Origin of the sequence: Bacillus sp. ok061 (assembly GCF_900108285.1) — a bacterium.
GTDB classification, from domain to species: domain Bacteria; phylum Bacillota; class Bacilli; order Bacillales; family Bacillaceae_G; genus Bacillus_A; species Bacillus_A thuringiensis_S.
Genome location: NZ_FNUW01000026.1, coordinates 54,208 through 68,124 on the forward strand (window position 1 = coordinate 54,208; position 13,917 = coordinate 68,124).

Consider the following 13,917-nt stretch of genomic DNA (forward strand, 5'->3'; position numbering starts at 1 on the left):
GATATATAAATAAAAATTAGTAAGAAGCAAAAAAATACTGTTACTTCACCTGGCCCTTGCGCGATTCTCCTTCACCATCATGCTATATTAAATTCTCCGAAATGTGTAAATGTGTATTTTTACACATTTACACATTTACACATTTTTATCTGTTAACGCTATTATACACCCATTAAATAAGCATATCAATATTAAATGTGCACATGTGTACATTTACACATTTACACATGTGTACAAAATTCGAGGTGAATAAAAAAGACTTCATATAATTTAAAAGTCTTTTTTACTAGTAATAACTATATATTTCTATCGCAATAAATTTAACTAGCTGCCACTGTTGAGGTAATATCATAGGTATCAATTATTATCCCTTTTTCTTGAGAATACTTCATAATCATATCACTAATTTCTTTACTAGGAAGACCATTGTATTTCCCTTTTGCTTGTACCAATTTTAACTTCTTACCATTATCCACTTCTAAACAGTGTGTTACAGTATTTGTTTCCTTATCTTCCATCAATACTATAAACAATTTTTTCTTTATAGCGTATGAAGAATATGAACCTACACATATCCCTAATTTAGATCCTACATCTACTAACTCATGATTACTCTTTGCTAGTTTAAAATGATGTGTTGGTGTATCGAACTGTAGTTTCTCTTTTTCAGTTTTAGTATATTCTATATTAATACATTTATTTTGGATTTTCTTATAGTCCTTTGCTAAAATATCATGGAATGATTTTAATGTTTGGAATGGCGGTAACTGATAGCCAGGAATCTCTTTACAAAGTTCCTTTTCCATCTTCTCAATATCCCTAATGTAAGAAAAAACATCAATCATTCCATACGGATCGTTACTATCAACTTTTATTAGCTGTAGTAACTCCTTAGCATATTTCTTCTCATTTACAAAATGCTTTTTGACACTTAGAAAAGCTGATACATATCTCTTTTTAAATAAATTCTCTATAATAGTTTCACTGAAATAATCCGCATCTCCAGAATCGCTTAAATACTTCCTTTTTAGTAAATCAGCTAAAAAATAATGTCTAATATCTACATTTTCAAACAAAATTGCTGCCATTCTATACATATAAATCAAATTAGGATTTTCCAATAGAATTTTCCGTTCTTTTTTTGTAATTCTCTTATCTGTAAGCCATTCCAACACTTCTATTTGTCTAGTAGGAATTTTTGACAGCTCTTCTCGTTTCCCTCTAGCTTTCTTTAATTCTTGTCGGAACTTTATGTTTAGAGTTAATTCTAAAGGTAATACACCTAATTGTGGATACCTTAAATAGAAGGGGAACTGACGAATTCCTGATACTTTTTCCAAATTAAACCACGAAGGTACTAAACCTTCTCTAAATTCCTTCCATGCTGGATCTTGTTCTATATACTCTAAATGCGACCATATCAAGCCCCATTTTCTTGGGATACATCCATATGTTATATTTGCTATTTTATTATTTTGGGGATTACTTGCTTTTCTTACTAAATAAGTTTGTTTCGTAATTTTATTATGAGTTACATTATATCTATACAATACCGACATTTTACGCATTTTAAGTTTATTAAAACTGAATTTTAAAATATGATGATAAAAAGCGCAGCTAAATACCACTTTCTCTTCGTAATCAAAAACCTTACTATACACTTTCGTAATATAGGCATCTGATTTATGTAATTTTATAATTCTTTTTTTACAATGTGGACAGGAAAATCTATGTCTGCCTGATTGTACTTCAACTGCTTCTGATATTTCATTACAGTCGGAACAGTATACCATCATTTTCCCTTCACAATTTTCAATATCAAAAGTTTTCCAACGAAAACTACTTTTAAAAGGATTTGCAAGAATAATATTACTACACATTTTTTGTACCTCCTATATACAAAAAAGGACTCCATAAGTAGCTATGAAGTCCTTTTCTAAATAATTGTTATAGCGCCATGTTAATTAACTAAAAAGCTTGTTGCCAAAAATACAAATGCATTATATGAGATATGAGCTAACATTGGTACTTTCAAATCTTTGGTCGTTTCGTAACTCCATGCATATAAACAACCATTCACAAAGTAAGGGAAGAAAAACCAATCAAAATGAACTGCTGCAAAGATACCGTTAGCAATAATAATCGCTGTTGTTCGGTTGATCTGATCCAATAATTTTTCTAATCCAAGTGGCAAAATCTTTCTAAATAAGAATTCTTCTATTACAGGAGCAACCAATACAGGTATCAATACATAAAAGAGATTAATTTCTATCTTTTGATTTACATTCGCCACATTTCCAGTTCCAATTGATAGACTGGCTTTTATGTAAGAAAAAAGCATACTGGATAAAATAGCTAGTACAGTTGCTATTAATGCCCATTTGATCTTTTGTAACATTACTTGTAAATTCAAAACGCTTCTCCCCTGACTTTCTATGATTCTCAATTCTCTATGCTTCCGCTACCATTTAGCTTCAGATACCCATTAAATTCTTTACCTGATTTCCCTTTCATTCCTTTGCTATTATAAGTCGAGATCCTCCAAACACGACTTAGTAATAATGAAGTTCCTTCATCCAAGTTTCTGCCGAGTAAATAGTCTATACTAATCTTCTCGCTATGTACCTCCCCGTACTCAACTTCAATAATTTCTTGTGCTTTTTGCGTAAGTGTGTCTGCAATAGAAACCAAATTTTCCAGTCGTGGATTTTTGAGACCTAACTCCCAATTTTTCACCATCTGGTTCGAAACGCCAAGTGCTTCCCCAAGAGATTTTTGGGTGAATCCTAATAATTTTCTTAATAGCTTTAAATTTTTCATACTTTATGATTCAACCCTTCCTAAAAATTCATTAATTTCATATTGTTACTTTTTTTATACAACTGTTTCACTGTATTTCCTTTATCCTTGTATAAAAAAAGGTCTTTACTAATAAAATGCATAATCATTGCATTTTTGGATGAGTAAAGAACTTTTTTATCTATTTACATCCTGGTTATTTTTTTGCTGCAAATTCAAGATCCAGTCTTCCTGATGCTACAATTTTCAAATAACCATCGAACTCTACTCCTGATTTCCCTTTCATCTTTTTAATTAATCCCGTTTTCTTTCCTTCTAATAATTTCTTTGCATTTGGTTCTGAAATTTTCTTAGTTAAATATTCTCCTGGAATTGAGAATTTACATCCATCTTTATAACCGCTGCACCCATAAAAAGTTTTACGATTTACAACGTCCTTCCCACATTTTGGACATTTACCAACCGTATCTTTTGATTTCATTTCTTGAATTTTATTATCTATTTTCAGCCCAGCAATGGACTTTGTAGCCCCTTCAATTAGATCCTTTGCAAACTTACTAGTTTGACTAACAAACACATCCTTAGAGCCTTGTTTTTTACCGATTTTACGCAAATATCCTTCCCACTTCGCTGTCATTTCAGGTTTTGCTAACAAAGTTCCCTGGACAGATTGGCAAAGTATTTCTCCTTTCGGTGTAACATTTACTTTATTACGTTTTACTTCTATATAACCTTGATTTTTTAGTGTTTCTATTATACCGGCGCGAGTTGCTTCCGTACCTAGCCCCTCTACTTCTTTAAGAATATCTTTACTTTCTTCATCTTCTACTGAAGAACCACACGTCTTCATCATAGTAATCAATTGACCCTCTGTATATGGTTTAGGTGGAGTCGTTACACCTTCTTTTGATTTCACTAAACCCTGGACAAATCCACCTTGCTTAACTACAGGTAAGATGGATACTTTCTCTTGATCGTCTTCTTCCTCAATTTTATCCGTCACATACAACTCTTTCCATCCTAATGATTTTTCTGCCTTTCCTTTTGTGGTGAACAACAGGCCGTTCAAATCACTTGTTATAACTGTCTCTTCATACATATAAGGCGAATGAAACATGCTTAAAACACTTTTTAAAACTTCCATATATAAATTTCTCTGTTTATCCGTCAATTTTGCAATTGTTTCTTTTGAAGGAACATTTTTGGTTAATACAATTGCATAGTGTTCCTGGACTTTCTTATTATCGACATAGCGCTTATTTGCAGTTAATGAATGTGGTTGGAAATTCACACCTAAAATTGATTGATAACCGTTCAAATTATTCTTTAAATACTCAAATTCAGCCTCTGTAATGTAATTACAGTCTGTACGGGGATATGTTACTAATTTCGCTTCGTACAATTCTTGAATTCCCTTTAAAACGTCAGCTGGTGAATACTTATATTTTTTGTTGGCCAAAGCTTGTATAGAAGATAGAGAGAATAGTTTGGGTGCTTCTTTTTGTTTTGGTTTTACTTCTACAGATGTAATCATGCCTTGTTGACTACTTTTTTCAGAAAGACTATGTTGCTGCAGCAAGCTCATTAATTCTCCTTTAGTGGCAAATCTCTCTTTATAACGTCCCATGTATACACCGTTTGGAGAAGTAAATTGTGCTTCTAATTCAAAGAAAGGCATTGGCTTAAAGTTTTGGATTTCTTGTTGTCGCTTATTAATCAAACACAAAACCGGCGTTTGTACACGCCCCACGCTGAAAGACCCTTGAACGCCCCTTTGACGTAACAATAAAGTATATAACCTGCTAGCATTCATTCCTATAATCCAGTCGCTAATTTGACGTGCCTGCGCTTCATGGTACAAATCTTCTTTTTCTACTCCTGGCTTTAAATTTTGAAAACCTTTTTGAATTTCATCTACTTCTAGGCTGTTGATCCATAGGCGCTTAATCTTTTTATTTATGCACCCCGATTGTTGAATAATTAACCTTGCAATCAATTCTCCTTCTCTGTCGATATCTGTCGAAATGTGTATTATTTCCGCCTCTTGCATTAGCTTTTTCACAATATTAAACTGTTTTCTTCTATTTTGTTTTACCTTATAAACATATTTTTCAGGTAAAATAGGAAGTTTTGTTATATCCCAATCCTCCCATTCTTTCTTATAATCTCCTGGTGCATTTAACTCTACTAAATGACCAATTGCCCAAGTTATATTACCTCCAGTTGGTAATAAAGAACATGGCGGAACATAGAAATAACCATCTTTCTTTTGAACATTCGGAAAGGCTTCAGAATAGGCTTTTGCTTGCGGTGGTTTCTCTGCTAGGATTAATACTGACATTCGTTTTTACTTCCTCTCACTATTTAAATTTTATATAAATAAAGGGAGCAGCATTGATTATGCTACTCCCTGAAAAAATCACGAACATGTGTAAATGTGTATTTGTGTACATTTACACAAATTGCTCAAAATGCGATTTATCACTATTTCGCCCTTTAAATCATTCAATTCCCTCTAAGAATTAAGCAAAAATTTCCATGTTAAAGGAATAAGGAACAGATGTGAGGTAAATATCATTAAAGAATATTTATCTTTCCATTTTAGGTTTACACTTTTTCTAAAAATAAAGTTTAACAGCCAAGAACCAAAGAGTGTAACAAAAACCTCAAAACCAATAATAATCCATTCTAATACACGATGATCTTCATAGGGACTATCACCAGCCATAACAAGAACAAATAAAATCGGAAATGCAGCAATATAAACTAGCAAATACGATGAAAAATATAAGATATACTTAATAAGTAATTTCCTGCCCATAATATCGCTCCTTTTAAACTTTTTTACCACTTCTACAAGCTATTTAACTTCACAATATAAAAAGGACAACATAGCGATATGTTGTCCTTTTTATCTCTCACGCCCCGTTTGGCGCATATATGCTATTCGTCTAGCTTGATCCTTTTCTTTATACTCCTGGCACTTTTCTTCTAATTTTGAGAAGTCACAGCAAACTCCTTTTAAAAATTTCTGTTTATGTGAAGGCTTACCTTGTACAGTCACATCTTTATATACTTTTTCTACTTTATTAGAAACTCGATCCATATTGTCTTTTAAAAATAAATATTGTTTTAACATCAAATTACCGTATTTAGGATCTGTCTCCATTTTTTCTGCTATATCAATTTCCTTGCATTCCTTTTCAGGGACTGGAATCATATTATTGACCAATAAAACTCCAATTCGCTTCTCAGGATTATCATTATCAAATAATTTTACACTGACCTGGCTATTAAAATTTTTATCATTACGTGATGTTAGAGGTACAAAATAATCATGGCCATTAATTTTTTCCAAGACACCTACATATGGTCTACTATGCTTTTCATCTTTATTAAAGGGTACTTTACTGTCTGTTTCTCTTAGATAGTCTATATATTTAGTTGAAATAGTATAAAATTTAGGATTATCTTTTTTAGCCAAATTTCTTCTCCCCCTAAAAGCAAAAAAAGTAGGAAGAAAACTCTCCCTACTTTTAAAATTCTTTTTTTGTGCCTACTACGGTAAGGCTACACCAATTTTTTGGTACTCACTACGGTAGAGTTACACCAATTTTTTCGCGCCTACTAAAGTAAGGCTACTCTAATTTTGTACTCTTATTATATGCAATTCACTAATAAAAATCAACATTTTCAACTTCATTTTAAAATTACACTTCTTTTATCTTTCTCTGCCCATTTTTTGTAAATAAGCAGTTAGTCTTCCTTGTTCTTCTTGTTTAGCTATACGCTTGCATTCATCATTCCAATCCCATTTTTTTGCTTCCTCCGGTGCTTTAGGATATTCAGGTTTAAATGCAACAATGCTGCCATCATTTTTCTCATATCGAAAATGTATCAAACGTTCCACAAATGCTTTACCCGCTTTGTCATTATCTACACATAAAGCAAGACTATCAGGAACATCACCAATTCGCTCCTGGCTTTTCATATAGTAATTAAATATCACTTGTGGTTTAAGTCCCTCCATACTAACCAAATGCGTATCTTTAAGATCCTTTTTATGTAGTGATGCGTAACTCAGTAAATCAATTGATGACTCAAAAAACTTTAAATTTCGGGGTTCACCATTTAATACATTAAAACCATAGTTAGCTGTAGAGTTTTTTTGGGTATTTTTCCATGCTCCACGTTTGTACTTATCTGACTTAACGACTCCTTGCTCTGATCCACCCATCACTGCTCCAGTTTCACGGTCTTTCCATAAAAACAATACATTATTGTACTTATCTTGCTTAATCAAACCTTTATTATGCAATGCCTCTACTATTTGAGGATCAATTTTCCTATCATTAACCAGGTACTCTTTTGCTCGGTCAAAATTAGATACTTCTTTTTTAGAAAATTGTTCATAGTCATAAGGTTCACTTACGTATTTAACCTCTGAAGCCTTTTCATAATCTTTTTCCCCTTCGAGTAAACGCTGCATGGCTCCTGGAAAGGATGCTCCTTCAACTTCCTGAACAAAATTAATAACATTACCATTAACGCCTCTACTGTTCCAGTAGAATTGATTTTTCATTCTATCAATGATTAGACTGTCATGTTGTACAAGACGATAATAACGCTCGCTGTCGCTCTTAACAGGAATATCATTTTGCATACAATAATCAACAATATCAAGTGCTGCGGCTTTTTCAATATCTTCTTTTGTATATTTTTTTGTATTTTTCGTTTGATTTTCCAAAGCGATTCCTCCAATAAAAAAAAGACCTTGTATCATTCACAAGGTCTTTTCAAAATTTTTTCTTTTTTTCCGCTCTTAAACGTTTGTTAAATTATTTTTAGTAATTGTTGTCTTAAACTAAACATCACCCCCTTTTCTCAGTTCTAATGAATAAATTTCACTACTCAATCAAATAATGATTTAAAAGTCCCTAAGATTTCTGAATTCCCAGGTTGGAAGCTTGCTATTCCATATGAATAAAGCTCATATACAACCACAATTGTGCTAATCATTAAAATTAACTTCTCAGCAATACCGTTATAGCTGTAATAAAATACATTAAAACCGCTTTGAAAATTTTTATTTGATAATGGCAGCAACCATTTAATACCTTTTTTAGAGAAACTATCTTCCACCAAATGTAGAAAATAACCAGCAAATATGCACATACCGTTGGTAAATGATAAAGGTGTCATTCCTACTGCAAATAAAATAGGAATCAACACTAGCACTAATCCAAATAGCGAATGTGTGATTCCTCTATGACCAAATACCGTATTCATAAGATCTGATACTCCACGAGTTCTTCGGCCGATCCAAGAATGTTGTTCATCTATATCGGGCAATAAAGCCCCAAAACTAACCGCTATAACATTTCCAACCGTGAGGTTGCCTGTTGAAGCCAAAACAGGCAGAGCGACTGCTAGGCTCGTTGTAAGGTGAGTTTTATACTTCATTTGTACTTACACCTCTTCCATTAGTTAATAATCTCGACCGTTTATTTGTCGCATGATATTTTGTCTTCTTGCCTGTTCCCTGTCCTGGGATACATGCGAATGCTCTTCATGATAAACTGTATCTTTTCCAAGATATCGTTCCCCGGCACTAGTATTAACTTTCGATTCTTTTACCTGCATAGCGCCATGATCATTCTTCACCGATCTAACCGTTTTAGCAGACTCCAATCGATAAACCTCTTCTTCTCCTTCATCTTCATAATCATTTGAAATCCCCTCTAATGGATTAAAACGAATGTCTCCATCTTGATAATTTTTCTCCTCAATATATTGAATTGGAGCAATTCGTTTTTCTTCAACATCTTCATAGCCAATCGCTGTAAAATACACATTGCCGTTTTCAATATCTTTCGGATCTACCTTTTCGGGTACAATATAGCCGTGCCCTTCTTTATAAAACACTTCTTCATCTTGTTGTAGCGGTTTACCTGTCATTTCACAATAGACCACCTCATTTTTATCTACAGGATAAAGCCCTTTATATTCGACATCACCTTGCATTGTTTCTTTATGTGCTTCGCTAATAGAGTGATTTATCTGATTCACCGCTTCAAATACAGATTGATTAAAATCAAAACCAATATCACTATCTGATATATACTCAGAAATACACTCCACTTTAATATTCTGCTGCTTGTCTGTTGAAACTTTTACAATAGGTGTCTCATAAAATTCTGTTTTAATAAGATCTGCCTGATAATATGGTTCAAGGTACTTGTCAATGTCATCTATATTTTTCTGTTCTTTTTCTGTCCCATATCTATTAACAACAGCATATAATTCACCAAGATTTAAACGCATATTAGGATGAATTTCTTCTATGATTCGATTATCTTCAGACAATTGAATTTCATACCCCTCCCAATGTCTTTCAAGATCAATTCCTACTCTTTCATAAATCGCCTGGTTTGTTTTTTGCTGTATGCCTGTTACTACTTCAAAGTTATCCATTATTTTCTCTTCTCCTTATCGATTAGTGATACAAAATAAAAACACACCCTTTCAAATTTCAGGTGTGCTTTTACTGATTTATATTTGTTGTAATCGAACCGTGTTCATCATATTGCTTAATAGCATCAAAAATAGTACCAGAATCAATAATTTTATCTAAATTAGAATCTAGTCTTATAAATTCTGTATTACTTTCTTTTCCTGTTTTTATATCAGTGCGTTTACAATATAGGTATAAACCATCATACCCCTTTTCTTTTATTATTTCAGTTGTGATTATAAACATTTCATAGCATTCTCCTGTAATTGGAGTACCAATTACAGTTTCATTTTGCGTAATATACCATTGATGATCATAAAATTCATATGCATTTTTAGGATAAATAGGTGTTGCATGAAAAATCAAATGTGCACCATTTTTATTATTATAGAGTCTAATAGCAGTTTTTTTCATTTTTGTATTCACCCTTTTTAAATATTTTCATCTCTCCATCTGCTGCATGTAGACCATACGTGCCATTCTTCTAGCTTCTTGCTTATTAGTAGCAGCTGTATCTTCATCTTGTTCTGTTTCTTTAGAAGAAATCTCATCCTGTTGGCCAGTGTTTATTTCTTGATGACTAGCTTTATTTTCAACCTCTTCATTCATTACTTCTTTGTGAGCTTCAATAATAGAATGATTTATACTTTCAATCGCTTCAGATATTGAGTGATTAAAATCAAAATCACATTGATCCTCATTCACAAAGTCAGAAATGCACTCAACTTTCATATTTTCATGTTGATCTACGGTTACTTTTGCAACAAGCGTTTTTAAAAATTCCTTTTCTTCCAAGTCATCTTCATAATGTGGTTTAATTTCATTTTTAATCACTTCTAATTTTCCATGCTCTTCTTCAGTACCAAATTTATCGACTATTGTATTTAATTCACCTAAGCTCAAAATCATATTCGGCTGAATATCTTCTATAAATTTACCATCTTCAGAAAGATGAATCTTGTAACCTTCCCACCGTTTTTGTGTATTAATTGCTGCTAATTGAGAGACATCACTCCAATGATCAGCAAAATTTAATCCAACATTATTTGAAACAGAACGCTCGGCTTTTTCCTGGATACGTTCGAGAATTTTCTGTTTATCCTCTACTGTATTTACTGTAGGGTTCTCATCCAACATATCTTCAGGATTAGATAGACTTTTTGCAGACTCCTTTGGTAAATTCATTTCTAGCTCTTTATTATTGATTTCTTTTCCCACTTCATTTTGTAATTCTGAAATTTTTTGATCTATTGTATTAATAAATGTTCTTGCTATCTCATGAACACGTTTAATAGATGAATCCTTCTTTTCAAAGTCTTGACCACCTTGAATCCATTTACTAATATAAGGAGCTGTACTATCGCCAATATCAATACCGTAATGATTACAAATAACATGTGACGTAAGTTTTGTTTCAAATTCTACTGTTAAATTATCCTTATTGTCCTTCCCTTTTTCACTTTGTAATTTTTCATTAACTAAGTCTTGTATAACTTTAGGTATTTTATCTATTTGTAGATTATTTGTATTTTCTACAAATAATCCACTTTCAATTTTTTCTTTTTTAGCGGCTTCCTTTATACCAGCTATCAACATATCTTTATTCTCTTCTGATACCTCAAAGTTTAATTGACGATTCGGAAATATTCTTTTCAAATCATCCATATTAGCGGTTGTTTGTGAAATATCTAAAGCAGTATTTTTCAAGTAGTACGTTATATCTTTCTTTACTTTCAAGTCCCCCACCTTAACTTGTCTCTTCTGTTCAGATGTTAAGTCTGTAACAAGGACTTCTTGTTTCGTTTTTGGATCTCTTACATATTCTTTTATACGTGGATGAAAGATCCCCATTTCTTTTTCTCCATCTTTTAAAGAAAAACCAGCTTTTTTAAAAGTTTTTAAATTGGCACACACATATGCATTAGGGAATTGCGATTTTATTACTTGCATGTTTCTAGCTGAATAATTACTAAATCTGGCCATAAACTCAGCTAATTCCAACACACCTTCTTCTGATGAGTAATATTGCTTTATATCTTCAAGAACCCTTGCCATAAAGTTCTTTGTTTCTTCTTCAGCACCAAAACCATTTATATTATCCTCATAAAACATCCTCAATCACTCCTCTCTTCCTGAATACCGATTTATCTTTCCATTTGCTGCATATATACCATACGTGCCATTCTTCTTGCTTCTTGCTTATTGGTAGCACCTATATCTTCATCTTGTTCTGCTTCTTTAGAAGAAAAATGGTCAACCTTATCCTGTTGAATCTCACTAATTTCAGTAGTATTTACTGTTCTTAGTTTTTCAGGATTAGATTGACCTTTTGTTTGTTCATATTCATTTATTTCTTGCTGCAACGCTTGTTTAACTTCTTCCGATAAATCTCTTTTTTCACTTAAAATTTGCTCATATGGAGACTTGTATCCACCGTCACCTAAATCTAATCGATCCATCGTAATAACTTCCAGTCGATTAAAATATTTATCCATTTCTTTAGGAAGAATTAAGTGATAATGAGTTTTTTCAAAGGGAATGTGTTCACCTTTCTCCTCTGCCTTTTTAGATTCGGTATCTATTTCTGCAATTCGTTTACTCATCATTGCATTTGCTTTTCCAAAAGGAATTGCTTTATTTGTTTCTAAATCGGCTTCAGACCACTGGATCACGACCATAGGTTTCTTAATTGCATTATGATCTAGCGCAATAAAGTTCTGTTGATTCTCTTTATTAAATTCTTCAATAAATTCTTTATCATTTAATTCTCGGGCATTTTCTACATCATTATAAGCTTTTCCCCTTTCCGCCCTTCCACGTAAAGCATCTACAGTTACTATTTCCTCTTCAGTACTCTTTAAAGCGCCATAGCGCACTAAATATACATCCTTAACCTCGCCTTTACTTTGCTCCATATTCTTTTCCATATCCTTTTTTATTTCAGAAATTTTCTTATCAATCGTGTTTATAAAGCTACTTGCTGTCTCATGAACACGCATAATGGATTTATCTTTCTCTTCTATATCCTGTCCGTTTTTTGTCCATTGAGCGATATAGGGTACTGCTGCTTCGCTTGTATCCATTCCATAATGCTTACACACAATATAGGATGTTAATTCCGCTTCAAATTCTTTAGTAGGTGTGTGTTCTAACGGATCTATTTTATTACCATGTAACTTTGCATGAGCCAATTCATGTATAGCAACAGATAATTCATTTGTCTCAGTGTTCCTTGTATTCATAACAATTTGAGAATAGGATGAATCTAAAACTTGAACATATGCACCATGAACATTCCCTAATTCTTTCACCAATGCCCCTTGTCCCATTGTTTTAATTTTGATGTTTTCTTTTTCGGCTAATGCCTGGATACCAATCTTTAATAGTTCTTTATTTTCGTCATTAATTTCAAAGTTAAACTGACGGTTTGGGAATATTTTCGGTAGATCTTCAGGTTTGGCATTTGTCTGCGAAATATCAAATGCTGTAGCCTTCAAGTAGTAATTTGTTTGCTTTTCTACTTTTAATTCCCCATTTTTCACTTGCTTTTTTTGTTCTTCCGTTAATTTCCCTAAAGGGACTGCTAATTTTGTTTTAGGATCTCTGACATATTCTTTTACATAAGGATGAAAAACTTTCATTGCTGTTTCACCCTTATTCACATGAAATCCAGCATCTTTAAAAGCTTTAAAATTCGCACATGCATAAGCACTCTCAAATTGTGATCTAATTAGCTGCATGTTTTTAGGAGAATAATTACTAAACTTCGCCATAAAGTTCGCTAGTTCTAACATATCCTCAGGTGATCTATAATACTTAGTAATATCAGTAAGAACCTGATCCATAATTTCTTTTGTTTCCTCTTTAATTTGCTCATTTGTCTTAGGTGTATATTTCTTTTTTGTGTAAACCATTAACAAATTACCCCTCGTTCCTCATCATATTCAACAAATGGTACACTTCCATGTTCAACTGCTTCAGTTAATAATTGGGTATGTGCCGCTGCAACCTCTTCAGAAACATTTACGATTACTTGTTTATTAAATAAATATTTGTTCAGATGAATCTCATTCTTTACTTGATCAACATGAACAATCATATATAAACCTTGTTGAGACATTTTCTACACTACCTTTCTAATATTACAGCGCTAATTTGAAATATATCTTTTCGTAAGTTTGTTTCCCTTTTTTCCAAGATAAATTCCAATCCTCTAATGATCCCGAATAAACTTCTTTAAATTTTATAATTGGATTCTCCATAAATCCTTCAATTGCAATTCCAAAACCTTTATTATAAGTTGATTCATCCTCATGTTTTTTCCACAATTCAAATTCTGTAATTTTGTATTTCTTAGCAAAATCAATAACTGTTTCTAGTATCCAATCCTCATTTAACTCTTCAGTTATTGCTTTTTCAAAATCAACTTCGAAACAATCACCATAATCATCTTCTCTTGTTAGAAAATGCATTTCACCTTTTTGTATGAATTCTTCTATTAATTTTCTATTCTCTTCATTCCGACTAAACCTCACGCTTGAAACAATTGAATAATAAATTTTGTTACTCATAAAAATACCCCTTTCTCAACTTAATTCTTCAAA

14 protein-coding genes are annotated in these 13,917 nt (G+C 32.4%); all 14 read right to left on the bottom strand.

The window, feature by feature from the left end:
• Nucleotides 1-320: 320 nt before the first annotated feature.
• Nucleotides 321-1,880, bottom strand: coding sequence for a PcfJ domain-containing protein (locus C4S65_RS25915; protein ID WP_103945573.1), 1,560 nt, complete (start codon nucleotides 1,878-1,880; stop codon nucleotides 321-323).
• A gap of 80 nt (nucleotides 1,881-1,960) precedes the next feature.
• Nucleotides 1,961-2,413 (bottom strand): CPBP family intramembrane glutamic endopeptidase, encoded by a 453-nt coding sequence (locus tag C4S65_RS25920; protein WP_142391588.1) that lies wholly within the window; start codon nucleotides 2,411-2,413, stop codon nucleotides 1,961-1,963.
• A gap of 29 nt (nucleotides 2,414-2,442) precedes the next feature.
• A complete protein-coding gene (locus C4S65_RS25925) occupies nucleotides 2,443-2,820 on the bottom strand; it encodes a helix-turn-helix domain-containing protein (RefSeq protein ID WP_103945574.1) in 378 nt (125 codons plus the stop codon).
• Between the two features lie 175 nt (nucleotides 2,821-2,995).
• On the bottom strand, nucleotides 2,996-5,140 hold the full coding sequence (locus C4S65_RS25930) for a type IA DNA topoisomerase (RefSeq protein WP_103945575.1): 2,145 nt from the start codon (nucleotides 5,138-5,140) through the stop codon (nucleotides 2,996-2,998).
• Between the two features lie 174 nt (nucleotides 5,141-5,314).
• Complete coding sequence (locus tag C4S65_RS25935; RefSeq protein WP_103945576.1) at nucleotides 5,315-5,620, bottom strand: hypothetical protein; 306 nt, start codon at nucleotides 5,618-5,620, stop codon at nucleotides 5,315-5,317.
• Between the two features lie 90 nt (nucleotides 5,621-5,710).
• Nucleotides 5,711-6,283, bottom strand: coding sequence for a type III toxin-antitoxin system ToxN/AbiQ family toxin (locus C4S65_RS25940; protein WP_103945577.1), 573 nt, complete (start codon nucleotides 6,281-6,283; stop codon nucleotides 5,711-5,713).
• Between the two features lie 237 nt (nucleotides 6,284-6,520).
• On the bottom strand, nucleotides 6,521-7,546 hold the full coding sequence (locus C4S65_RS25945) for a DUF3991 and TOPRIM domain-containing protein (protein WP_103945578.1): 1,026 nt from the start codon (nucleotides 7,544-7,546) through the stop codon (nucleotides 6,521-6,523).
• A 164-nt stretch (nucleotides 7,547-7,710) separates the two neighbouring features.
• Entirely contained in the window at nucleotides 7,711-8,262 is a 552-nt protein-coding gene (locus C4S65_RS25950; RefSeq protein ID WP_016083871.1) for a metal-dependent hydrolase, read from the bottom strand.
• Between the two features lie 24 nt (nucleotides 8,263-8,286).
• Nucleotides 8,287-9,273 (bottom strand): hypothetical protein, encoded by a 987-nt coding sequence (locus C4S65_RS25955; protein WP_103945579.1) that lies wholly within the window; start codon nucleotides 9,271-9,273, stop codon nucleotides 8,287-8,289.
• 70 nt (nucleotides 9,274-9,343) lie between these two features.
• Complete coding sequence (locus C4S65_RS25960; RefSeq protein WP_103945580.1) at nucleotides 9,344-9,727, bottom strand: hypothetical protein; 384 nt, start codon at nucleotides 9,725-9,727, stop codon at nucleotides 9,344-9,346.
• Nucleotides 9,728-9,754: 27 nt separating this feature from the next.
• Nucleotides 9,755-11,425, bottom strand: a complete 1,671-nt coding sequence (locus C4S65_RS25965; protein ID WP_103945581.1) for an ArdC-like ssDNA-binding domain-containing protein — start codon at nucleotides 11,423-11,425, stop codon at nucleotides 9,755-9,757.
• Between the two features lie 32 nt (nucleotides 11,426-11,457).
• Complete coding sequence (locus C4S65_RS25970) at nucleotides 11,458-13,227, bottom strand: LPD25 domain-containing protein (RefSeq protein WP_142391589.1); 1,770 nt, start codon at nucleotides 13,225-13,227, stop codon at nucleotides 11,458-11,460.
• A complete protein-coding gene (locus C4S65_RS25975; protein WP_103945583.1) occupies nucleotides 13,227-13,433 on the bottom strand; it encodes a DUF5511 family protein in 207 nt (68 codons plus the stop codon). The genes C4S65_RS25970 and C4S65_RS25975 overlap by 1 nt, the downstream gene beginning before the upstream one ends.
• Nucleotides 13,434-13,455: 22 nt before the next feature.
• Nucleotides 13,456-13,884, bottom strand: coding sequence for a DUF5514 family protein (locus tag C4S65_RS25980; RefSeq protein WP_103945584.1), 429 nt, complete (start codon nucleotides 13,882-13,884; stop codon nucleotides 13,456-13,458).
• Between the last annotated feature and the right edge of the window lie 33 nt (nucleotides 13,885-13,917).

Excerpts from the sequence above, each read along its gene's own strand:
- C4S65_RS25970 (WP_142391589.1), bottom strand. The coding sequence starts at position 13,227 with ATGGTTTACACAAAAAAGAAATATACACCTAAGACAAATGAGCAAATT.
- C4S65_RS25930 (WP_103945575.1), bottom strand. The coding sequence starts at position 5,140 with ATGTCAGTATTAATCCTAGCAGAGAAACCACCGCAAGCAAAAGCCTAT.
- C4S65_RS25980 (WP_103945584.1), bottom strand. The coding sequence starts at position 13,884 with ATGAGTAACAAAATTTATTATTCAATTGTTTCAAGCGTGAGGTTTAGT.
- C4S65_RS25925 (WP_103945574.1), bottom strand. The coding sequence starts at position 2,820 with ATGAAAAATTTAAAGCTATTAAGAAAATTATTAGGATTCACCCAAAAA.
- C4S65_RS25960 (WP_103945580.1), bottom strand. The coding sequence starts at position 9,727 with ATGAAAAAAACTGCTATTAGACTCTATAATAATAAAAATGGTGCACAT.
- C4S65_RS25915 (WP_103945573.1), bottom strand. The coding sequence starts at position 1,880 with ATGTGTAGTAATATTATTCTTGCAAATCCTTTTAAAAGTAGTTTTCGT.
- C4S65_RS25950 (WP_016083871.1), bottom strand. The coding sequence starts at position 8,262 with ATGAAGTATAAAACTCACCTTACAACGAGCCTAGCAGTCGCTCTGCCT.
- C4S65_RS25935 (WP_103945576.1), bottom strand. The coding sequence starts at position 5,620 with ATGGGCAGGAAATTACTTATTAAGTATATCTTATATTTTTCATCGTAT.
- C4S65_RS25965 (WP_103945581.1), bottom strand. The coding sequence starts at position 11,425 with ATGTTTTATGAGGATAATATAAATGGTTTTGGTGCTGAAGAAGAAACA.
- C4S65_RS25955 (WP_103945579.1), bottom strand. The coding sequence starts at position 9,273 with ATGGATAACTTTGAAGTAGTAACAGGCATACAGCAAAAAACAAACCAG.
- C4S65_RS25975 (WP_103945583.1), bottom strand. The coding sequence starts at position 13,433 with ATGTCTCAACAAGGTTTATATATGATTGTTCATGTTGATCAAGTAAAG.